This is a genomic window from Loigolactobacillus binensis (assembly GCF_005405165.1).
Classification (GTDB): Bacteria; Bacillota; Bacilli; order Lactobacillales; family Lactobacillaceae; genus Loigolactobacillus; species Loigolactobacillus binensis.
Window position 1 is genome coordinate 18,346 of sequence record NZ_BJDN01000016.1, and the last position, 21,562, is coordinate 39,907.

The 21,562-nt window shown below is 43.9% G+C and carries 21 protein-coding genes; 18 read left to right on the plus strand and 3 right to left on the minus strand.

From position 1 onward, the window contains the following. Positions 1-8: 8 nt before the first annotated feature. Positions 9-611 carry a nitroreductase family protein gene (locus tag FFM78_RS08405; RefSeq protein ID WP_137637998.1) on the plus strand — a complete coding sequence of 201 codons (603 nt, stop codon included), beginning with the start codon at positions 9-11 and terminating at the stop codon, positions 609-611. A gap of 40 nt (positions 612-651) precedes the next feature. Here the strand turns inward: FFM78_RS08405 and FFM78_RS08410 are convergent, their stop codons facing one another. After that, on the minus strand, positions 652-1,053 hold the full coding sequence (locus FFM78_RS08410) for a ribonuclease HI family protein (protein ID WP_137637999.1): 402 nt from the start codon (positions 1,051-1,053) through the stop codon (positions 652-654). Positions 1,054-1,101: 48 nt separating this feature from the next. Here FFM78_RS08410 and FFM78_RS08415 point away from each other — a divergent pair, with 48 nt between their 5' ends. The 15 genes from FFM78_RS08415 (at position 1,102) to pyrE (ending at position 17,028) form a co-directional block, all read left to right on the plus strand. After that, a complete protein-coding gene (locus FFM78_RS08415; protein ID WP_137638000.1) occupies positions 1,102-1,509 on the plus strand; it encodes an EbsA family protein in 408 nt (135 codons plus the stop codon). An 86-nt stretch (positions 1,510-1,595) separates the two neighbouring features. Further along, complete coding sequence (locus tag FFM78_RS08420) at positions 1,596-3,269, plus strand: formate--tetrahydrofolate ligase (protein ID WP_137638001.1); 1,674 nt, start codon at positions 1,596-1,598, stop codon at positions 3,267-3,269. Further along, positions 3,269-3,904, plus strand: coding sequence for a uracil-DNA glycosylase (locus FFM78_RS08425; protein WP_137638002.1), 636 nt, complete (start codon positions 3,269-3,271; stop codon positions 3,902-3,904). The genes FFM78_RS08420 and FFM78_RS08425 overlap by 1 nt, the downstream gene beginning before the upstream one ends. A gap of 15 nt (positions 3,905-3,919) precedes the next feature. Beyond that, positions 3,920-4,369 carry a signal peptidase II gene (gene lspA / locus FFM78_RS08430; protein ID WP_137638003.1) on the plus strand — a complete coding sequence of 150 codons (450 nt, stop codon included), beginning with the start codon at positions 3,920-3,922 and terminating at the stop codon, positions 4,367-4,369. 2 nt (positions 4,370-4,371) lie between these two features. Then, on the plus strand, positions 4,372-5,280 hold the full coding sequence (locus tag FFM78_RS08435) for an RluA family pseudouridine synthase (RefSeq protein ID WP_137638004.1): 909 nt from the start codon (positions 4,372-4,374) through the stop codon (positions 5,278-5,280). 174 nt (positions 5,281-5,454) lie between these two features. Beyond that, positions 5,455-5,991: a bifunctional pyr operon transcriptional regulator/uracil phosphoribosyltransferase PyrR gene (gene pyrR / locus FFM78_RS08440; RefSeq protein WP_137638005.1), complete on the plus strand. Its 537-nt coding sequence runs from the start codon at positions 5,455-5,457 to the stop codon at positions 5,989-5,991. 137 nt (positions 5,992-6,128) lie between these two features. Continuing rightward, positions 6,129-7,406 carry a solute carrier family 23 protein gene (locus tag FFM78_RS08445; RefSeq protein ID WP_137638006.1) on the plus strand — a complete coding sequence of 426 codons (1,278 nt, stop codon included), beginning with the start codon at positions 6,129-6,131 and terminating at the stop codon, positions 7,404-7,406. Positions 7,407-7,463: 57 nt separating this feature from the next. Next, positions 7,464-8,399: an aspartate carbamoyltransferase catalytic subunit gene (locus FFM78_RS08450; RefSeq protein ID WP_137638007.1), complete on the plus strand. Its 936-nt coding sequence runs from the start codon at positions 7,464-7,466 to the stop codon at positions 8,397-8,399. Further along, a complete protein-coding gene (pyrC, locus tag FFM78_RS08455) occupies positions 8,396-9,682 on the plus strand; it encodes a dihydroorotase (RefSeq protein ID WP_137638008.1) in 1,287 nt (428 codons plus the stop codon). The genes FFM78_RS08450 and pyrC overlap by 4 nt, the downstream gene beginning before the upstream one ends. Beyond that, positions 9,679-10,752 (plus strand): carbamoyl phosphate synthase small subunit, encoded by a 1,074-nt coding sequence (locus FFM78_RS08460; RefSeq protein ID WP_137638009.1) that lies wholly within the window; start codon positions 9,679-9,681, stop codon positions 10,750-10,752. Before pyrC ends, FFM78_RS08460 begins: the two co-directional genes overlap by 4 nt. A gap of 41 nt (positions 10,753-10,793) precedes the next feature. Further along, entirely contained in the window at positions 10,794-13,973 is a 3,180-nt protein-coding gene (gene carB, locus FFM78_RS08465; RefSeq protein WP_137638010.1) for a carbamoyl-phosphate synthase large subunit, read from the plus strand. A gap of 16 nt (positions 13,974-13,989) precedes the next feature. Next, on the plus strand, positions 13,990-14,763 hold the full coding sequence (locus FFM78_RS08470; RefSeq protein WP_137638011.1) for a dihydroorotate dehydrogenase electron transfer subunit: 774 nt from the start codon (positions 13,990-13,992) through the stop codon (positions 14,761-14,763). After that, positions 14,763-15,689, plus strand: coding sequence for a dihydroorotate dehydrogenase (locus FFM78_RS08475; protein WP_137638012.1), 927 nt, complete (start codon positions 14,763-14,765; stop codon positions 15,687-15,689). The genes FFM78_RS08470 and FFM78_RS08475 overlap by 1 nt, the downstream gene beginning before the upstream one ends. Continuing rightward, a complete protein-coding gene (gene pyrF / locus FFM78_RS08480; RefSeq protein WP_137638013.1) occupies positions 15,686-16,399 on the plus strand; it encodes an orotidine-5'-phosphate decarboxylase in 714 nt (237 codons plus the stop codon). Before FFM78_RS08475 ends, pyrF begins: the two co-directional genes overlap by 4 nt. Continuing rightward, a complete protein-coding gene (pyrE, locus tag FFM78_RS08485; RefSeq protein ID WP_137638014.1) occupies positions 16,396-17,028 on the plus strand; it encodes an orotate phosphoribosyltransferase in 633 nt (210 codons plus the stop codon). The genes pyrF and pyrE overlap by 4 nt, the downstream gene beginning before the upstream one ends. Positions 17,029-17,085: 57 nt before the next feature. On the opposite strand, the gene FFM78_RS08490 is transcribed toward pyrE, so the two are convergent. Beyond that, positions 17,086-18,795, minus strand: coding sequence for an NFACT RNA binding domain-containing protein (locus FFM78_RS08490; protein WP_137638015.1), 1,710 nt, complete (start codon positions 18,793-18,795; stop codon positions 17,086-17,088). Positions 18,796-18,944: 149 nt separating this feature from the next. Here FFM78_RS08490 and FFM78_RS08495 point away from each other — a divergent pair, with 149 nt between their 5' ends. Both FFM78_RS08495 and fakB read left to right on the plus strand, forming a co-directional pair. Next, on the plus strand, positions 18,945-19,400 hold the full coding sequence (locus tag FFM78_RS08495; RefSeq protein WP_137638016.1) for a MarR family winged helix-turn-helix transcriptional regulator: 456 nt from the start codon (positions 18,945-18,947) through the stop codon (positions 19,398-19,400). 103 nt (positions 19,401-19,503) lie between these two features. Continuing rightward, a complete protein-coding gene (gene fakB / locus FFM78_RS08500; protein ID WP_137638017.1) occupies positions 19,504-20,367 on the plus strand; it encodes a DegV family protein in 864 nt (287 codons plus the stop codon). 236 nt (positions 20,368-20,603) lie between these two features. Here fakB and FFM78_RS08505 read toward each other — a convergent pair whose 3' ends face one another. Then, a complete protein-coding gene (locus FFM78_RS08505; protein ID WP_137638018.1) occupies positions 20,604-21,539 on the minus strand; it encodes a manganese-dependent inorganic pyrophosphatase in 936 nt (311 codons plus the stop codon). Positions 21,540-21,562 lie beyond the last annotated feature (23 nt).

Below are 21,562 nucleotides of genomic sequence, written 5' to 3' on the forward strand. Positions count from 1 at the left end.
AATCACATATGAAAACAACTGTACTTGATACATTAAAAAATCGGCGGACGATTTATGCCTTAGGTAAAAATGTTACGGCCAGTCAGGAAGATATTGCTAATCTAGTTAAGTCAATCGTTCGTGAAGCGCCAACTGCTTTTAACGGCCAAACTACTCGGGCCATTGTTTTATTCGGTGATAAGCATGATGAATTATGGGATATTGTCGTTAAACGCTTGAAGTCGGAAGTACCTACCGAAGAAGCATACGCGGCCACTCAAGCTAAGATTGCTAGTTTTAAAGCCGGTTTTGGCACGATTTTATACTTCACTGATGAAGCAGTTGTTCGGAATGAAGAAGAACAATTTGCATTATATGCAGATAATTTTGCTGATTGGGCGGAACAGGCCCAAGGTAATGTTCAGTTATCCGTTTGGACAGCTTTGGCTGAAAATGAATTAGGTGCTAGCCTACAACATTACAATCCGTTAGTTGATGAATTGGTGCAGGAAGCTTTTGCGGTACCAGCTAACTGGCGTTTACGTGCACAAATGCCATTCGGTTCGATTGAAGCACCAGCTAATGAAAAAGAATATATGGCTGATGAAGAACGTTTCCGCGTGTTAAAATAATAAGGAATTTACCAAAATAACCGAATCGGACTTGATTCGGTTATTTTTTTGTGTTTAATTGATTAAAGAGGGCCTGCTGCGCTAGATTATGGGGGCCGCGGTGCTGATGATCTGCTTCCCACACATGCAGGACTAGTGGAAAGGCTTGTTCAAGCTGGTAGATTTGGTCAACGGCCGGTTGAAAATGTTTAGCGTAACCTTTTTCAAGACTATCATAAACTAGTTTACTATCTGTCCGTAATTCCAGGGTTTCGTCAGTTAGACCGCGGTGAATCAGTTCCTGCAGGCCAAAAATAACGGCTGCAAATTCAGCGTGATGATTATCCATTTGGGATAGGCTTTTTTTTAATTGCCAGCGCTGTTGGCCACGAGTGATCAACGCACCAGCAGCACTGGGGCCAGGTGAACCTTTAGTAGCTGCATCAGTAGCTAAAATAATCATTTGACCACATCCTTTGTGACTTTAAAAATTTTTTAATGAGGTGACAACATGCAACGTTCTTTTTACTATCAACCTGATCTATATTCTAGCATTATTTTTTGGTCGTGGACCTTTGTTATTTTATTTATCAGCGCAATTGGTTGGCTAGAGATCACAACGATTCAATGGTTTACGATCGCGACGTTCATTTTATTTTTGATCATCGCCGGTTTAGGCATTTGGCGGCGGCGCTTGACTTTAGATACCACGGCAGCCAACCTAACGCTACACCGGATCTGGTCTAAGGGAGGACGCACAATTCAATTTAGTGATCTTCAGCACGTGGTGGTGTTACAGCACGGCATCCGCTTTGAATTGAATCGTCTGCCTTACGTTACTATTTTAATGACTAAGCGTCAGAAACAGGATCTACTGACGACTTTAAATGAATTACAGGCCACACCGACTTCACGTTAGCCCTAAAACACGGTATACTAGTGCTATCGCAATTCGTTTGTGAGCAAGGGTGCGTCAAAATTAATTTAACCTAAGGGGTGTTTTGTTTGTCTGATATTGAAATTGCACAACAAAATGAGCAAAGTGAGATCAAACCGATTCAAGCCATTGCGGCGCAAATTGGTTTAGGGCAGCATGATATTGAACAATATGGTGAATATAAGGCTAAAGTTAAATTAGCAGCGTTAAATCAGCGAGCACTTCCGCAGACGCATAAACTAATTTTAGTAACTTCAATCAATCCGACCCCGGCAGGCGAAGGTAAATCAACAGTTACGATCGGCTTAGGTGACGCGCTGAATCGTTTACACAAACAAACGATCATTGCCCTACGGGAACCTTCTTTAGGCCCCGTTATGGGGATTAAAGGGGGCGCAACCGGTGGTGGCTACGCGCAAGTTGTGCCCATGGAGGACATTAATTTACATTTTACTGGTGATATGCATGCTTTGACTAGCGCCAACAACACATTGGCGGCCTTGATCGACAACCATATTCAACAAGGTAATGAATTACATATTGATCAACGGCGCATCACGTGGAAACGGGCACTGGATATTAATGATCGTGCTCTACGCAATGTTGTTATCGGTTTGGGTGGTCCTTTCCAAGGGGTTCCCCGGGAAGATGGGTTTAATATTACGGTGGCCAGCGAATTAATGGCCATTTTATGTTTGGCTACTAGCATTACGGACCTGAAAACACGCATCGCGCAAATCGTGATCGGTTATACCCATGAGAGAAAACCGATTACTGTAGCTGATCTTAAAGTTCAAGGCGCAATCACAATGCTGTTAAAAGACGCACTTAAACCGAACTTAGTCCAAACACTTGAACATACGCCGACCTTTGTACACGGCGGGCCATTTGCCAATATTGCACATGGCTGTAATAGTGTGCTGGCCACCACAGCGGCTTTAAAGTTAGCTGACTACACGATCACAGAGGCCGGTTTCGGTGCTGATTTAGGGGCTGAAAAGTTTCTCGATATTAAGGTGCCCCAATTAGGCAAACATCCGGATGCAGTTGTGTTAGTTGCGACGATCCGTGCCTTAAAATACAATGGTGGTGTGGCCTTGGCTGATTTACAAACCGAAAATGTAGCAGCTTTGACGGCTGGGTTTGCCAATTTAAAACGGCATATTCAAAATATGCAACAATATGGTTTACCGGTCACGGTGGCGGTCAATCACTTTGTTTCCGACACTGCCGCTGAAGTATCGGCCTTGATCAAGCTTTGTGCTGAATTAGGGGTTCAGGCTGTTGATACTCAGGTTTGGGCTAAAGGTGGTGCTGGTGGACTTGAATTGGCCCAGGCAGTTTTGGCTTCAATGACGGCTCCTGTGACGTTTAAGCCGCTTTATGATCAGCAGGCACCGATCGCTGAGAAGGTAACGACTATCGTCCAAAAAATCTACGGTGGTCAAGGCGTTGAATTTTCAACTAAAGCGAAGCGGCAAATGCAAACCTTTATTGCAAATGGTTGGGATAAATTACCGATCTGTATGGCTAAAACTCAGTATTCCTTTACTGATGAACCGAAACAATTAGGTGCGCCAACTGGTTTCAAGATCCATATTCGTGAATTCGTACCTGATTTAGGCGCTGGATTTTTAGTCGCGCTTACTGGGAACGTTTTGACTATGCCTGGTTTACCTAAAAAACCAGCGGCCTTAAATATGGACATCGATGCTGATGGTAAAATTACGGGTTTGTTCTGATGACTGTTGTTTTACCGGCTAGTTTAATGGCCCGCGGTTGGCAAACGGTACATGGTGACGTGGAGGGATTAGTGGCAGGTGATGGCAGTCTAACGCCGCGATTTATTTTAGTCGGCGAGGCGCCTGGTGAAACTGAAGTTACGGCGCAAAAACCGTTTACTGGTCGCGCCGGGGTTGAGCTTGATAAATCGTTAGCTGTATTAGGAGTGACCCGGGCTGATATTTTTATAACCAGCGCTTATCATAGTCGCCCATTTCATCAACGAACAAAAATTGCCAAACGTACTGGTGCGGCATATCTAAAGAAGGATAACCGACCGCCTACGCAACGGGAAATTCGGCAGCAAGCTTTTTTGCTGGATTATGAGCTTGCACAACTACCGACTGATCTAATTTTAACGATCGGAAATGTCGGTTTACGGCGTTTACTCGGACCAACCTATCGTGTAGGCACTGTGCACGGCCAGCTGTTTACAGGGCCAGTTCAATGTTATGATGCTGCCACCCAAAAATATGTGCCAACCAAGCGTATTTATCGCGTCATGCCGACTTTTCATCCCGCAGCCGTTTTTTATAATCGCCAATTGCAGCTGGCTTTAACAGCTGACTTAGCACGCTTCAAACAACTTCTGTAGAAAGTAGGATCGTCTTTGCCTTATTTAATTTTATTGGTGCTGGTTGTCGGTGCCGATCAATGGTTAAAATACTGGATCACAACTCATCTGGCTTTGCAACAAGTACAAAATCTGTTACCTAATTTATTTTCGTTAACGTATTTGCGTAATAATGGGGCGGCTTGGAGCATTTTACAGGGTCAGCAGCTTTTCTTTATGATCTTAACCCCGCTTGTGATCATTGTCCTTGGCTATTTGCTGTTTAAGGCCCGGCACCAACATTGGTTGTACGCTGTAGGTTTAACGTTGATGATTGCTGGCGCCTTAGGTAATTTTATTGATCGTTTGCGGCTGGGCTATGTGATCGATATGCTGCAATTAGATTTTATTAATTTTCCGATTTTTAATTTGGCGGATAGTGCCTTAACGGTTGGTGTGATTTTAGTGTTTGTTTATTTGATTTTTTACGCAGACGAGAAAGGGTAAATATGGCAGAAGAGAATTTAGCGTTGACGGTGACTACTGAAAATGGGCGCCTGGATAAAGTGCTTAGCAGTTATTTTGAGCAATTATCACGTGCACAAGTGCAGCATTTGATCAAAGCTGGCGCGGTTCAGGTCAACGGGCAACAAACTAAGGCTAAATATGCGGTGATCGCTGGTGATCAGATCACTGTGGCGGTGCCGGCACCAGTAGCCCTTGATGCACAGCCCCAAGATATTCCACTGGATATTGTTTATGAAGATAATGATGTTTTAGTGGTCAACAAGCCTCAAGGTATGGTCGTTCATCCTGCACCAGGCCATGCGCAAGGAACCTTGGTCAATGCATTATTATTTCATAGCCCGCTTTCTACTATTAATGGGGTCATTCGCCCAGGAATCGTGCACCGGATTGATAAAGATACTTCCGGCTTACTGATGGTGGCCAAAAATGATCAGGCACACTTGAGTTTAGCTGCCCAATTAAAGGCCAAAACAACGCAGCGCGAATATTTAGCCTTAGTGCATGGTGTGATCAAGGAAGATAAGGGCACTATTAATGCGCCACTAGCCCGGGCTAAAAATGAGCGTAAGAAACAGGCTGTTGTCGCCGGCGGCCGCCACGCGGTGACGCATTTTTCTGTTTTGGAACGTTTTGCTAACTATACCTTGATTAAATGTGTTTTGGAAACTGGCCGTACCCACCAAATTCGTGTGCATATGAAATATATTGGTCATCCAGTTGCTGGCGATCCTCTGTACGGTCCTAAAAGAACTTTAAAAGGTCATGGCCAGTTCTTACATGCTGCTTTATTAGGCTTCAAGCATCCACGAACAGGAGAACAGATGACTTTTACAGCACCGCTACCGGCAATTTTTGAACATACGCTGGCACTTTTAAGAAATCAAGGTTGACAGGCCAGTGTAAATTAAGTATGCTTAGTCTAATGAATTGAACGAGATCCTTTAAAATTAGTCCCGTGAGGCTAGTAAGGTGATATTAAGTTAGGTTGTAGACTACCTAGCATAATTGGACCCTCTTGCCGCGCGGGCAAGGGGATTTTTTTGTGCAGAAAGGCGGAGTGCAAAATGGATAAGGAAGTCGTTGACGGTGTGACCATGAAACGGGCGTTAACCCGAATCACTTACGAAATTATCGAACAAAGTAAGGGAACCGACGATTTAGTCTTAGTTGGTATCAAAACACGCGGTATCTATCTGGCTCAGCGGATCGCTGAACGAATGAAACAGCTAGAAGGATTAACTGTACCAGTTGGCGAATTAGATATCACCCTGTACCGTGACGATCTGCATCGTCCAGGTAAGGACGAGCCTACACTCAATGGTTCCAATATTCCGGTTAGTATTGAGGATAAGCATGTGATTTTAATTGACGACGTGTTATTTACCGGGCGCACCGTTCGTGCTGCTTTAGATGCTTTAATGAACATTGGTCGCCCTAAAAAAATTTCATTAGCGGTTTTAGTTGATCGTGGGCACCGTGAATTACCGATTCGTGCCGATTTTGTTGGTAAAAACATTCCCACGTCATTACATGAACAAATCAAGGTTGCGGTGGAAGAACTGGATCAACGTGACAGCATATTAATTCAAAAAATGGATTGACCAAAAACGATTTAATTGTCTCCAGAGAGAGCAAAATGGTTTAATGGGATCGCTTTGTATACCCGGAAAACGCACATTTTGCTAATCGTTAAGCAAAATGCGCGCTTTTTTATTGCAATTATTAGGAGGTTATTTATTTGTCAGCAGAGCATGGAAAAAACTCAAACGCTATTTTAGATATTGGTGATCGACCAGCACCACTTCAATGGTTTGGCCTATCATTACAGCACTTATTTGCGATGTTCGGTTCAACTGTTTTGGTACCGATCTTGGTTGGTTTAAATCCTGGAATTGCGATTCTAAGTTCGGGGATCGGTACGATTATTTATATTTTAATGACTAAAGGTAAAATTCCGGCTTACTTAGGTTCCAGCTTTGCTTTTATTGTTGCGATGCAGGCCTTGATGAAAACACAAGGTTATCCGGCTATTGCCCAAGGTAGTGTGGCCGTTGGTGTCGTTTACTTGATCGTCGCTTTGATCATCAGTCGTGTTGGCTCTGCCTGGATCGATAAAGTTTTGCCACCAATTGTGGTTGGGCCAGTCGTTATGGTCATCGGCCTATCATTAGCTGGTAGTGCCGCAAATGATGCGATGATGAACAACAGTCATTATGACTTGAAATTTTTCATTGTGGCATTGATCACCTTAGGCCTGACTGTCTTTTTCAACATGTTTTTAAAAGGGTTTCTCAGCCTGATTCCAATTTTACTCGGCATTGTTGGTGGTTATTTAGTCGGGGTCGCGTTTGGCTTGGTTAACTTTGCGCCGGTCATGAAAGCAGCCTGGATCGCCATGCCGGCATTTGAAGTTCCCTTTGTCAATTATCAGCCGCAATTCTACTGGGGGGCAATCCTCGGCATGGCACCGATCGCCTTTGTGACCATGACGGAGCATATGGGGCATATTATGGTTTTAGATCAATTAACCAATCGTGACTTTTTCAAAGATCCCGGTTTACACCGTACACTTTCCGGTGACGGGCTAGCCTCGATCGTGGCTGGTTTTATCGGTGGTCCTCCAGTGACTAGTTATGGTGAAAATATCGGTGTTCTGGCGATCACTAAAGTCCACAGTGTTTATGTTTTGGTCGGCGCCGCTATTTTAGCCGTTGTCTTTGGTTTCGTTGGGAAGTTAAGTGCCTTGATCATGAGTATCCCAAGTCCGGTGATCGGGGGTATCAGTTTCTTACTTTTTGGTGTGATCGCCGCCAACGGATTACGGATCTTGATCGAAAATAAAATTAACTTTGATGAAAAACGAAATTTGATGATCGCGGCCACTATTTTGGTGATCGGCATCGGTGGCGCGTACTTACAATTAGGTCAATTTCAACTGACCGGCGTCGCTTTGGCCACTATTTTGGGCATCATCTTGAATATGGTTTTGCCTAAACAAGCGCGAAATGAAGATTAAATTGAGTTGCTCACGTCACTACCATTAGCTTCACCTTAGAATTAAGGAGGAAATAATATGATTGCTGAACCTTTAACCTGTCAACCAGCACTTGTTTCAATGCGTGATCTGGATGTCCGTACCGTTGAGGCCTTGATTCACCGCGCAGAAGAATTTAAACATGGAGCAGGTTTGCAATTAACGACGCCGGTTTACGCCGCTAATTTATTTTTTGAAAACAGTACCCGGACCCATACCAGCTTTGAAATGGCGGAACGGCGTTTGGGCCTGTCAGTGGTCGATTTCAATCCCCAGGCTAGTTCGGTTAGCAAAGGCGAAACACTTTACGATACATGCTTAACCTTGGCCTCAGTTGGCGTACGTTTATTGGTGATCCGCCACTCACAAAATGCCTACTATCAAAAGTTATTGAATCAACCGGCTTTACCAGTGGCCTTGATCAATGCTGGCGATGGTAGCGGTGAGCATCCTTCCCAAAGCTTGTTGGATATGATGACGATCAGTGAAACTTTCGGCGGTTTTCAAGGCTTAAAGGTCGCAATTGTGGGCGACTTAAATCATTCGCGTGTGGCGCGTTCGAATATGGAAGTCTTACAAAAATTAGGCGCACAAGTTTATTTTTCCGGTCCGGCAGCATGGTATGATCCACAATTTAACCGCTTTGGTCAGTATTTACCACTGGACGACGTAGTAGCAAAGGCAGACGTGATGATGATGTTACGGGTCCAGCATGAACGCCACAGTGATGACACACCATTCGATCAAGATGCTTACCACCAGCAGTATGGGTTGACGTTAGCCCGGGCAGCGCAAATGAAGCCACACGCAATCATCATGCATCCCGGTCCGATCAATCGCGGCGTTGAACTAGCCAGTGAATTAGTTGAAGGACCACAATCAAGATTCGTCGAACAGATGCACAACGGTGTTTTTATGCGCATGGCAATGATTGAAAGTGTTCTGCGCGGCAACCAATTGGGAGGCTTGGCATGAACTATTTATTGAAAAATGGCCAGTTTTTAATTGGTGATGACTTGCAACAGCGTGATCTTTTAGTGGTCAATGGTAAGATTCAGGAACTTGCCCCTAAACTGGCAGCGCCAGCAGCGACTAAGGTGATTGATCTGCAGGGTAACTTTGTTAGTCCTGGACTTGTTGATCTACACGTCCATTTACGCGATCCGGGTCAGACCTATAAAGAAACGATCAAAACTGGTAGTGCTGCGGCAGCACACGGTGGCTTTACTTTTATTGGGGCAATGCCTAACGTGACACCAGTACCAGACAATGTGCAGCAGGTCCAGCAAATGATCGCGCGTAATCACACTGAAGGTAGCGTCCATATTGGCCAATACGCTACGATCACGAAGCAAAGAACGGCGGGGCAGTTAGTCGATTTTGCTGCCTTAAAGGCCGCTGGTGCCTTTGCCTTTTCTAACGATGGCTCTGGTGTTCAAAATGTGGATACCATGTATCAGGCCATGCGCGCGGCGGCTAAAGTAGCTTTACCGTTGGCCGCACATGTAGAAGATGATAGCTTATTACATGGTGGCGTGATGAATGCAGGGACCAAGGCTCAGTCCTTGGGATTACCAGGTATTACCAATGTTGTGGAAACAGCGCAGCTGGCACGCGATTTAGTCTTGGCACAGGCTACTGGTGTTCACTACCATGTTTGTCATGTTTCCACTGCGGAGTCAGTGCAAATGATTCGCAGCGCTAAACAGGCAGGCGTTAACGTCACCTGTGAGGTCACCCCCCACCATTTGCTTCTTAGTGATCGTGATATTCCAGGCGATCAGGGTAATTATAAAATGAATCCTCCTTTACGCAGTGAACGTGATCGTCAGGCCTTGATCGGTGGCCTATTAGACGGCACCATCGACTGTATTGCTACCGATCACGCCCCACACGGCACTGCAGAAAAACAACAAAGTATGCGCCAAGCACCGTTTGGAATTGTTGGCAGCGAAACAGCTTTCAGTTTGCTGTACACTAATTTTGTTAAAACGCGAATTTTCACGTTGAAACAACTTATAGGCTGGCTCAGTTTGCAACCTGCTAGTATTTTCAACTTAAGTACCTGCGGGCAATTAAAGGTCGGACAAGTAGCCGATTTGGCGGTGTTTGCTTTGAAACAGCATGAGCAGATCACTGCGGCCAGTTTAGTTTCCAAAGGTAAAAACACGCCCTTTATTGACCAACAAGTTTATGGCGTTACGGTGATCACTATGGTTGCCGGCCAAATCGTTTATCAGAGAGGTGACCTAAAATGAAACGTTACTTAATATTAGCTGATGGTTCGGTTTTTGCCGGAGAAGGGTTTGGCGCGCCGCTGACCACCACTGGGGAAGTTGTTTTTAACACTGGTATGACCGGCTATCAGGAAACAATTACTGATCAATCCTATAATGGTCAAATTATTACCTTTACTTATCCGTTGATCGGGAACTACGGTATCAATCGTGATGATTACGAATCAATTGCGCCAACTTGTAAAGGCGTGGTGGTCCATGAAGTTGCTCGCCGGGCCAGCAATTGGCGCAATCAGATGTCGTTGGACGAATTTTTACAGCGCAAACATATTCCTGGTATCAGTGGCATTGACACACGGCGCCTAACCCGTCGTTTACGAACGGAAGGTACAATGAAAGCTAGCATTGTTGATACCGTTGATGATCACGCTTTTGATCAATTAAACGCGTTAGTGATGCCTAAAAACCAAGTACAACAGGTTTCTACTACCAAGCCTTATCCAAGTCCTGCCACTGGTCGGAATGTAGTCGTGATCGACTTTGGCTTGAAGCACAGTGTATTACGCGAACTATCTAAACGCCAATGTAATCTAACCGTTTTACCCTACGATACGACGGCGCAAGCAATTTTAGATTTAGCACCAGATGGCGTTATGCTCAGTAACGGCCCAGGTGACCCTAAAGATGTGCCGGAAGCGCTGGACATGATTCGCGGGATCCAGGGTAAAATTCCGTTATTCGGTATTTGTCTTGGTCATCAATTATTTGCCTTAGCCAATGGGGCCGACACTTATAAAATGAAATTTGGTCATCGGGGGTTTAATCATCCTGTTCGTGAGATCGCGACTGGGCGGATTGATTTTACTTCGCAAAATCATGGGTACGCTGTTGATCCAACATCTGTCGCTGCCGCCAACTTATTGGTGACACACCAGGAGATCAATGACCAGACGATCGAAGGATTACGTCACCGTAACTACCCGGCATTTTCTGTTCAATTTCATCCTGATGCAACGCCAGGGCCACATGATGCAACACATTTATTTGACGAATTTATGGAAATGATCGATGCCTTTAAAAAGCGGAATTAGCTAAAACAACGGCAGGTTTATAATGAAGGGAAGTTAGTATATTGCCTAAACGCACAGATATTCATAAAATCCTAGTGATCGGTTCTGGTCCGATCATCATTGGTCAGGCGGCTGAATTTGATTATTCCGGTACCCAGGCTTGCTTAGCTTTACGGGAAGAAGGCTACCAAGTTGTTTTAGTTAATTCTAATCCGGCAACGATCATGACGGATAAGGAAATCGCCGATCAAGTTTATATTGAACCACTAACGCTGGAGTTTGTGACGCGTATCTTACGTAAAGAATTACCGGACGCCATTTTGCCTACCTTAGGCGGACAGCAAGGCTTAAATATGGCGATGGAGTTATCTTCTGCCGGTATTTTAGATGAGCTTAATATTCAATTATTGGGTACTAAACTTGATGCTATTGATCAGGCTGAAGATCGGGAATTATTTAAAAATCTAATGCAGCAACTTCAAGAACCGATTCCCGAATCACTTAGTGTGACTACAGTTGCCGCGGCAGTTAATTTTGCCCGTAAAATCGGTTTTCCAGTGATCGTACGTCCTGCATTTACTATGGGCGGAACTGGTGGCGGTATGTGCGATAACGAGGCCGAATTAATCGAGATCGCTACTAATGCATTAAAGTTATCACCGATTACGCAGGCTTTGATCGAACAGAGCATTGCTGGTTTTAAAGAGATTGAATACGAAGTTATGCGTGACGCCGCCGATAATGCATTAGTTGTTTGTAATATGGAAAATATTGATCCTGTAGGGATTCATACCGGCGATTCGATCGTGACGGCGCCAGTGCAAACTTTATCTGACAAAGAAAATCAAATGTTGCGTGACGCTTCCTTAAAAATTATTCGGGCCTTAAAAATCGAAGGGGGTTGCAACGTTCAGCTGGCGTTGGATCCGCATAGTTTTCAATATTACATTATTGAAGTAAACCCGCGGGTCTCTCGTTCATCGGCTTTAGCTTCCAAGGCCACCGGCTACCCGATCGCTAAGATTGCTTCAAAAATCGCAGTAGGCTTAACGTTAGATGAAATTATGAATCCGATCACCGGCACCACCTATGCTGAATTTGAGCCAACTTTGGATTACGTCGTTACCAAGATTCCACGCTGGCCCTTTGATAAATTTGCCAAAGGTGAGCGGCGCTTAGGAACACAAATGAAAGCGACTGGGGAAGTAATGGCGATCGGCCGTAATTTTGAAGAATCTATTTTAAAGGCCGTCCGTTCACTGGAAATTGGCACCGTTCATTTAGAATTACCAGAACTAACTGCGGTTAGTGATGCCGACCTGACTGATAAATTGGTGCATCCCCAAGATGATCGCCTGTTCTACTTAGCAGAAGCACTGCGGCGTAATTTTGGTCTGGAAGAGTTGAACGAATTAACTAAAATTGATATCTTCTTCCTTGATAAATTACTGCATATTATTGAACTGGAGCAGGAGTTAACCGCGAATAAAGGTGATTTGACCGTTTTAGAACAAGCCAAGCGCAATGGTTTTACTGACGTTAAAATCAGCCAATTATGGCAATTACCAGTTGACCAGCTCCGTGATATGCGGCGTGAAGCTAAAATTTGGCCAGTTTACAAAATGGTTGATACTTGTGCTGCCGAATTTGAATCGCAAACGCCTTATTACTACAGTACTTTTGAAGAAGAAAATGAAAGTCAAGTGACTAAAAAACCATCTGTTTTGGTTTTAGGGTCTGGTCCAATTCGCATTGGGCAGGGGGTGGAGTTTGATTACGCCACGGTTCATTCAGTTAAGGCGATTCAAAAGGCTGGCTATGAAGCAATTATTATGAACAATAACCCAGAAACTGTGTCAACTGATTTCTCAATCTCCGATAAACTTTATTTTGAACCGTTGACGTTTGAAGATGTGCTGAATGTAATTGATTTGGAACAACCCATGGGCGTGATCGTTCAATTCGGTGGTCAGACGGCAATCAATTTGGCAGGGCCATTGGCAGATGCCGGCGTCAAGATTCTTGGTACTAGTGTAACGGATCTCAATCGGGCAGAAGATCGCGATGAGTTTGATCAAGTGATCAAAGACTTAGCGATTCCGCAACCGGTTGGGGCTACGGCAACTACTGAGGCTGAAGCGGTAGCCATTGCTAATCGAATTGGCTACCCCGTTTTGATTCGTCCTAGTTATGTTTTAGGCGGCCGGGCAATGGAAATTGTGGAGAAGCAAGCCGATCTAGAAGTTTATATGCGCGATGCCGTAAAAGTTTCTAATGATCATCCCGTGCTGATCGATCAATATTTGGTCGGTAAGGAATGTGAAGTTGATGTGATCTCCGATGGGCAGCAAGTTTTGTTGCCTGGGATCATGGAGCATATCGAACGTGCTGGCGTTCACTCAGGGGATTCAATGGCGGTTTATCCACCGCAATCATTATCTACTACGGTTCAAGCGCAGATCGTAACTAATGCGCAAAAATTAGCGTTGGCTTTAAATTGCGTCGGTATGATGAACATTCAATTTATTGTTCATCAAGAAAAGGTCTACGTGCTGGAAGTTAATCCGCGAGCTAGCCGCACGGTGCCATTTTTAAGCAAGGTGACGGGTATTCCAATGGCACAAGTGGCTACCCAAGTGATCCTAGGGACAAGCTTGGCCGAGTTAGGCTATCAGGCGGGCCTTTACCCAACTGGCCAATTAGTTCATGTTAAGGCACCAGTGTTCTCTTTCTCTAAACTATACAATGTGGATAGTCTACTAGGACCAGAAATGAAATCAACCGGTGAGGTAATGGGGAGTGATACCACCTTAGAAAAGGCGTTATATAAGGCCTTTGAAGCCTGTAAGTTGCATTTACCAGATTTTGGGACAGTTTTATTCACAATTGCTGACAAGGATAAGGCTGAGGCGGCAACTTTAGCACGGCGTTTCCGTGAAATTGGTTACCGGGTGATCGCCACGGCTGGGACTGCAGAATACTTTACCAACGCCAAAATTAAAACCAGCACCGTTGCCAAAATTAAAGATGATGCTGAACAAGATATTTTGCAGTTATTGGATCAAGGTCATGTACAGGTAGTGATCAATACCATGGACGCCGATCGTGATGTGGCCTCTGATGGCTTTCAGATCCGGCAAACCGCAATTGAGCATGGTATTCCTTTATTCACTTCATTGGATACGGCCAATGCAATTTTGTGGGTGCTCGAATCACGATCATTTACAACGTTACCATTATAATGTGGGAGGATTTTTCATGTTGCAAGAAAAACTAACGGTATGCAGACAGCGGCAATTAACAGCAGATGTTTTTGAATTAACGCTACAAGGTAAAATGGCAACTATAGCGCAGCAGGCTGGTCAGTTCGTCGATGTTTTGGTGCCGGATCAACGTTACTTATTGCGCCGTCCTTTTGGGATTACCCAAGTCGATGCGGCTAAGCAGCAACTCACACTAATTTATCGTACGGTGGGGCAAGGAACCAGTATCTTAAGTCAATTAAAGGTGGGCGCTAATTTAGATACACTTGGGCCCCTAGGTAATGGGTTTCCCACTGAATTTTTGCAAACCAAGCAACATGTTTTGATCATTGGCGGCGGTACAGGAATTCCGCCACTTTATAATCTGGCCCAGCAGTTAGTTGCTCGGGGTGTGCAGGTTACAAGTGCAATTGGTTTTGGTACACAAAAACAGATTTTTTATGAAGCGGAATTCCGAGCCTTAGGAGCTGTGCACTATGCTACCGATGACGGATCATACGGCTTTCATGGCCACATAGGGCTGCTATTAGATGCCGAATTTGCGACAACACATTTCGATGCGATTTACGCTTGTGGTCCGCGTGGACTATTACTAGCCGTCAACAATCGCTATCGAGAACATCCCCATGCGTATATTTCACTGGAAAGTCGAATGGCATGTGGTGTAGGTGAATGTTATGCCTGTGTTGTGCCGGCAGAAGACCAGCAGGCGCTGTATAAAGTTTGTGATGATGGTCCAGTGTTTGCAACGGGAAAGGTGGCAATTTGATGAATCGATTAGCTGTTGAATTACCAGGATTAAAGTTAAAGAATCCGATCATGCCAGCAAGCGGTTGCTTTGGTTTTGGTCAACGTTACGCGGCATTTTATGACTTGAACCAGTTAGGGGCAATTATTATTAAGGCGGCCACCGTAACGCCACGAACAGGTAATCCAACCCCACGAGTTGCTGAAACAACTAGCGGTATGCTGAACGCCATTGGTTTACAAAATCCGGGGTTAACGGCGATCATGACCGAAAAATTGCCGTGGCTAGCGGAGCGTTATCCTGATTTACCGGTAATTGCCAACGTTGCTGGCGCTAAAGAAAGTGATTATGTCACTGTTTGCCAACAAATCAGTACGGTGCCTAATGTTAAAGCCATCGAATTGAATATTTCTTGTCCCAATGTGGCCCACGGTGGTATGGAATTTGGAACCGATCCAGAGGCGGCCTATGCGTTGACTAAGGCTTGTTGTGCCGTTAGCCAGGTACCACTTTACGTTAAGCTATCACCTAACATGACGGATATTCGGGTGATTGCGCGTGCCGTTGAGGCTGCCGGAGCGGCAGGCTTCACAATGATTAATACCTTAGTTGGTATGCAAATTGATTTAAAAACACGCCAGCCTTTATTAGGCAATCGTACCGGCGGGCTTTCCGGCCCAGCCATTAAGCCAGTAGCTGTTCGGTTAATCAATCAGGTTCATCAAAGCTCACGGTTACCGATCATCGGTATGGGTGGCGTGATGAGTGCAGAAGACACCTTAGAATTGATAATGGCTGGGGCTAGTGCGGTTGCAGTTGGTACAGCAAATTTCAGCAATCCTCAGGCTTGTCCTGATATCATTAAAGCTTTACCACAAACAATGGATCGTTACCAAATCAAAGATTTAACCAGCCTAATTCAAGAAATGGCGGTGACCCCAGTATGAGTCGACCGATTATCGCTTTAGATTTTCCTGACCAAGCAACCGTTAAAGCTTTTTTGGCTAAATTTCCGCCAACAACACGTCTTTACGTTAAAGTTGGCATGGAGTTGTTTTATAGTGCGGGTCCTGATATTGTTCGTTACTTAGTGGCAGCCGGCCATGATGTTTTTCTTGACCTTAAATTACACGATATTCCCCATACTGTCGAACAAAGTATGCGGGTTTTAGCCAGTTTAGGGGTGCGCTTGACTAATGTACATGCGGCGGGGGGCACCAAAATGATGCAGGCGGCCCAGAATGGGTTAGTGGCCGGTAGTCGCGGCCAACAGATACCGCCTAAACTAATTGCTGTCACTCAATTGACTTCCACCAATCAAACACAAATGCAGCAAGAACAATTAGTCAATGGCACATTATTAAATAGTGTCACTCACCTAGCACAATTAACCGAACAGGCAGGGTTAGCTGGAGTCGTTTGTTCAGCGCTAGAGGCACAGGCGATTAAACAAGCGACCAATTCAACCTTTCTCTGTATTACGCCAGGTATTCGGTTAGCAAATGCACAGGCCGATGATCAACAACGCGTGGTAACCCCACAATTAGCGGCCCAATTTGGTAGTGATCGCTTAGTTGTGGGGCGGCCGATCACGCAGGCTGCTGATCCAGTCAAGGCGTATTTACAGATCAAACAACTTTGGGAGGCAGCAAAATGACAACTACTGAAACTAAAATCGCTACGGACTTATTGGCGATTAAAGCCGTAACTTTACGGCCAGAACAGCCTTTTACTTGGGCTAGTGGCATTAAAAGCCCAATTTATACCGATAATCGGCTCACCATTAGTTATCCAGGGGTGCGGCGCCATATTGCTAAGGCTTTGGTCCAATTAATTCGGCAACATTTTCCAGAAGTCGAAGTGATCGCCGGCACGGCAACGGCTGGGATTCCGCATGCTGCTTGGGTGGCGGCTCAACTGGATCTGCCGATGATCTACGTTCGTTCCAAGCCTAAGGATCACGGTCAAGGCCGCCAAATCGAAGGAAAAATTGCGGCGGGTGCCAAGGTCGTTGTGATCGATGATTTGATATCCACTGGCGGTAGTGTTCTCAAAGCCGTAACAGCAGCACAAAATGAAGGCGCAATTGTTTTAGGGGTTTGCGGTATTTTTAGCTATGAGTTAGCGGCCAGTACGACTAATTTTGCCGCGGCCGGAATTCCTTTCTATACATTGACTAACTATACGGCTTTAGTAGAAACAGCAATTGATTCTGGTATGATCGATCAAGCAAAGCGCGAGCTATTACATCAATGGCGGCGTGATCCTGAGCATTGGGGTAAATGAATTAAAGACGGCCGACTAGCGTAGATCATGCTAGTCGGCCGTCTTTTTAGTTGCATATTATTGAGAGCGTTGACTCAGTTTTTGAACCAATTGTTCATCAGGGGTGACGATCACGGTTTTTTGACCAGTATAGATCACAAAACCGGGCTTGGCACCATTAGGTTTATGGACCTTTTTAACCGCCACAGTATCGACCGGAACACTTGCTGACAGCCGTGCTTTTGAATAGTAAGCTGCTAGATTGGCGGCCTCTACTACAGTTGTTTCGCTAGGATCGGCCTGAGTAATGATCACGTGGGAGCCCGGAACATCCTTAGCATGTAGCCAAATATCAGTTTTTCGTGCTGTTTTTAAAGTTAACCGATCATTTTGAAGATTATTTTTACCGACTAGAATCTTCGTGCCGTCACTGGCATAGAAGGTCTCAGGTTGATTTAATTTAACCCGCTGCTTCTTTTGCTTAGTTTTAGTTCGCAGATAGCCTTGTTGGCGGAGCTCAGCCTGGATATCTTGTAGATCTTTTGGTGCCGCAAGATCGATCTGCGTTAAAATACCTTGAAAGTAGTCAATTTCTTGTTGTGTTGTTGTTAACTGTTCATTAACGAAATGCACTGAATTCTTAAGCTTTTGATACTTAGTAAAGTATTTTTGGGCATTTTTGGAAGGTGAGAGTTGGTTGGATAAACTGATTTTTAACGGCGCTTCATCTGCGTAGAAATTAGGTAAAGTGATTGAGGTCATGCCGCGTTTAACTTGATGTAAATACGTTGTCAAGATTTCGCCTTTGATTCGGTAAGTATCGGCTTTTTCTGATGCTGCCAATGTTTGTTGCAGTTTACGATATTTTTTCTTATTTTTTTTCAATTCATTTTGAACTAACCGAATCAAATCGCTGCCTTGTTGGTGAACACGATCTAATTGTGCTTTATCACGGTAAAAATGATCTAACAGGTCGCTTAAACTGGGATAGGCCGTTCGTGTGCCGTGTTGGCTGATAAATGGGCAGGCTGAAAATTGTAATTGTTTCTTAGTTGGATCGTGAGTGATCGTGGGTTGGGGCGTAGTTGCAATTGTTTGAAAGAAGTCCTGCCAAGCAGTTACTGGATCAGTGGCCTGTGCCAAGCGAGTGGCCACTTCCAAGGCAGTATCAAAACCAAAACCCTGATAAGTTTGTTGTAGTTCCTTAGCTTGTGCGAAAATATCGGCCGTTGTCGCTAATCCGCGATAAAGGGGTTTAGCGGTGGTAAAAGGATTGGCCTCGTTTTGCTGTGGTGGGGTAATATACGTTGCGCCAGGTAGTAATAAGCGGTAACGATTTTGATCGTGGGCAACATGCCGAATTGTGTCAATAATTCGCTGATCAGCCTGATTGAGTAAAATAATATTACTATGGCGGCCCATCATTTCAATGATCAGAACTAGGTTTTCTTGATCGCCAATTTCATTACGTGCGGTAAAAGTTAAATGTACAACCCGATCATTATCGATTTGTTTTAGGGAGCTAATAATTGCCCCGTCTAAATATTTACGTAGCGTCATAGTAAAATTAGTTGGCTTTTCAGGATTAACGAAGGGAATTTCAGTAATTTGTAAACGTGCGTAACTAGGGTGAGCCGAAAGCAATAATGGATAATTGTGGCGTTTAGCGCGCACAGTTAAAATTAATTCATTAGGATAGGGTTGGCTGATCCGAGCAACCCGGCCACCAGTTAATAAGGGGGCCAACTCATTGACCATTGCGTGGGTAAAAACACCATCAAATGACATTTAAGATGCCTCACTTTCATATATTTATCAATATGTTATCAATTATACTTGTTTTCAGAGTTAGTGACAAAGAAGCAGAACCAATAATTTACTTGTAAGTTACAACTAAACTATTGTAGAATACAAGTAAATTCGCTTAAAGCTAGGAGGTGATCGCCATCGAGCCCATTTTTACCGCATTACATGAATTTGAACAGCAGCGACGCCAGCATGAACGCCAGATTTGTCGGCAACTGCGTCTTAATCATGCCGATATTCGTTTATTAAGTTATTTAACCGTCTCAAAACAAACTTTGCAACAGCTGCAGCAATTAACTGGACTGGATATTTCTACACTTAGTCGGCAGCTTACTGCCTTGACTCGTAAAAAAATGTTACGTAAGCAATTAGATCAACGTGATCGCCGCAAACGAATTTTCACTTTGACAACTTTAGGGCAAAAACAGTTTCAATATTTTTGTCAGGCAAGTGCTAATTTTGAACAAGCAATTTTAGCTAATTGGACTGTCGAAGAGCAACAATTATTAAAAGTGTTACTCGGCCGCTTACTTACCAGTACAAAACGCCTAGGCCCCACTGCAAATTTGTTGGAGGTGGGTGAGTAGCAGGGTGACAGGGCAATGAGAATTTAGCAGTTTCGGATGTGAGTTAGTTAATATTATGGTATAGTTATTTAGATAATGAAAACATTAAAGTAGGTGTCCTATTATGAAAATTGCTGTTGTGACGGACAGTACAGCGTACTTACCCCAGCAATTGATCGATGAAAATGAAATTACGGTTGTCCCATTACCTGTAATTCTAGATGGTCAAACCTATAATGAAGGTGTTGACATCTCTTCCGCTGATTTTTATGAAAAATTGCGCCAATCTGAAAACTTTCCCAGTACGGCGCAACCTTCGATTGGGCAAATGGTCGCTTTATACCAGAATTTAGGCGATCAAGGCTATGATACTGTGATCAGCATTCATTTAGCCAGTACAATTTCCGGTTTTGTTAATAACCTTAAAAATGCTGCTCAGTTAGTCAAAAATACACATGTGATTCCATACGATTCTCAAATTACCGTGATCTTAATGGGCGAAATGGTTCTAACTGCTGCTAAAATGGCTAAAAAAGGCAAAACAGTTGAGGAAATTTTGGCGCGTTTAGATGCTTTACGCGAAACAACTGATGAGTATTTTATTGTCAATGACCTACAAAATTTGGTTCGTGGCGGTCGTTTATCTAATGCATCAGCATTTCTTGGCAGCATGTTGCGAATTAAACCGATTTTGACTTTTGATGATCAATCACATAAAATTGTAGCCTTTGAAAAAATTCGTTCGCTTAAGAAAGCTTATGCACGGGTTGAGGAACTATTTGCTCAGGCTGTACAACGAACCGATTATCCGATTCATGCTTATGTGATCCACGCTAATGATGAACCGGCAGCAATTGAGTGGCGGGATCAGTTAGCAGCCAAATACCCCCAAGTGAAATTTGATATCAGCTATTTTGGACCGGTAGTTGGTGCACACTTAGGTGAAAAAGCAATTGCTATTGGTTGGATCAAAGACGAATTAATTTAGCTTAAAGACACTAAATGAGTGTCTTTTTATTTAGGTGAAAATTAGTTTATAGCAAGAGGGCGGCTTTAAAAAAGTTGGAATTAAGTAATTAGATTGTCGTTAAATAATACTAGTTTACATAATATATATTATACAAAGTAGCGTATTAGCTGTTTTATTCGCCCAAACTAGCTACTTTTAACTAAAAAAACAGCTTAACTCTTATTTTGAGTTAAGCTGTTTTACTTGATAATTGATTATTGTTGTTCAAATGCTTCAGTTAATTGTGGGACAACTTGTTTCTTCCGCGAAACAACACCTGGTAAAACTAACCGTTGTTGTGAGTTCAGTTTTTGTTTAAAGGCAGCTTCAACTGGTGCAATTGGATCGCCAATGACTAAAGCCTCAGTATCACTATTCAAAATGTTGGTAACCATCAAGAAGAATAAATCATAGTTATTGGCGGCGGTATCAGCTTTAATCGCTGTTTCAAATTCAGGCTGCCGTTTAAAAATATCGTTAACGTCAACCGTATTGATTTGTGCCACCCGTACATTTTTACCAGCCAAAGTAAATGATTTAGCATCAGCATCGATCAATTCAGCCGCAGATTTGCTGTCAACATTAGTTCCAGCACGTAATTCATCTAATCCATATTGATTGGCATCAACATTAGCGATCTTGGCTAATTCCTTAACTGCCGTTTCATCATCAGTAGTTGTTGTCGGTGATTTTAACAATAATGTGTCTGAAATGATGGCCGATAACATTAAGCCAGCTAATTGTTGCGGAATGGCCACGTTATTCTCATGGAAAAGTTTAGTGATGATCGTGCTTGTGCAGCCTACGGGTTCTGCCCGGTAGTATAAAGGATTAGTGGTTTCAAAGTTTGCGATGCGATGATGATCCACTACGGCAACGACCTGAACGTCCTTGCGATCCGCAACACTTTGCTGCGCTTCATTATGATCAACTAAGATCACTTCTTTGACTTCATTAGCAACAGTGGTCACAACTCGTGGTGCCTGTGCTTTGAAGTAATCTAAAACATACTTAGTTTCGTCATTAGGTGTGCCTAAAGCCACTGCCTCAGTATCCGCACCTAATTGATTTTGCAAATAGCTATAAGCCATTGCTGCCACAATCGCATCGGTATCTGGATTTTGGTGGCCAAAGACTAACTGTTTACTCATATAAAAAACACTCCCTAATAGAT

Excerpts from the sequence above, each read along its gene's own strand:
- FFM78_RS08405 (WP_137637998.1), top strand. The coding sequence starts at position 9 with ATGAAAACAACTGTACTTGATACATTAAAAAATCGGCGGACGATTTAT.
- FFM78_RS08410 (WP_137637999.1), bottom strand. The coding sequence starts at position 1,053 with ATGATTATTTTAGCTACTGATGCAGCTACTAAAGGTTCACCTGGCCCC.
- FFM78_RS08415 (WP_137638000.1), top strand. The coding sequence starts at position 1,102 with ATGCAACGTTCTTTTTACTATCAACCTGATCTATATTCTAGCATTATT.
- FFM78_RS08425 (WP_137638002.1), top strand. The coding sequence starts at position 3,269 with ATGACTGTTGTTTTACCGGCTAGTTTAATGGCCCGCGGTTGGCAAACG.
- FFM78_RS08435 (WP_137638004.1), top strand. The coding sequence starts at position 4,372 with ATGGCAGAAGAGAATTTAGCGTTGACGGTGACTACTGAAAATGGGCGC.
- pyrR (WP_137638005.1), top strand. The coding sequence starts at position 5,455 with ATGGATAAGGAAGTCGTTGACGGTGTGACCATGAAACGGGCGTTAACC.
- FFM78_RS08450 (WP_137638007.1), top strand. The coding sequence starts at position 7,464 with ATGATTGCTGAACCTTTAACCTGTCAACCAGCACTTGTTTCAATGCGT.
- pyrC (WP_137638008.1), top strand. The coding sequence starts at position 8,396 with ATGAACTATTTATTGAAAAATGGCCAGTTTTTAATTGGTGATGACTTG.
- FFM78_RS08460 (WP_137638009.1), top strand. The coding sequence starts at position 9,679 with ATGAAACGTTACTTAATATTAGCTGATGGTTCGGTTTTTGCCGGAGAA.
- FFM78_RS08470 (WP_137638011.1), top strand. The coding sequence starts at position 13,990 with ATGTTGCAAGAAAAACTAACGGTATGCAGACAGCGGCAATTAACAGCA.
- FFM78_RS08475 (WP_137638012.1), top strand. The coding sequence starts at position 14,763 with ATGAATCGATTAGCTGTTGAATTACCAGGATTAAAGTTAAAGAATCCG.
- pyrF (WP_137638013.1), top strand. The coding sequence starts at position 15,686 with ATGAGTCGACCGATTATCGCTTTAGATTTTCCTGACCAAGCAACCGTT.
- pyrE (WP_137638014.1), top strand. The coding sequence starts at position 16,396 with ATGACAACTACTGAAACTAAAATCGCTACGGACTTATTGGCGATTAAA.
- FFM78_RS08490 (WP_137638015.1), bottom strand. The coding sequence starts at position 18,795 with ATGTCATTTGATGGTGTTTTTACCCACGCAATGGTCAATGAGTTGGCC.
- fakB (WP_137638017.1), top strand. The coding sequence starts at position 19,504 with ATGAAAATTGCTGTTGTGACGGACAGTACAGCGTACTTACCCCAGCAA.
- FFM78_RS08505 (WP_137638018.1), bottom strand. The coding sequence starts at position 21,539 with ATGAGTAAACAGTTAGTCTTTGGCCACCAAAATCCAGATACCGATGCG.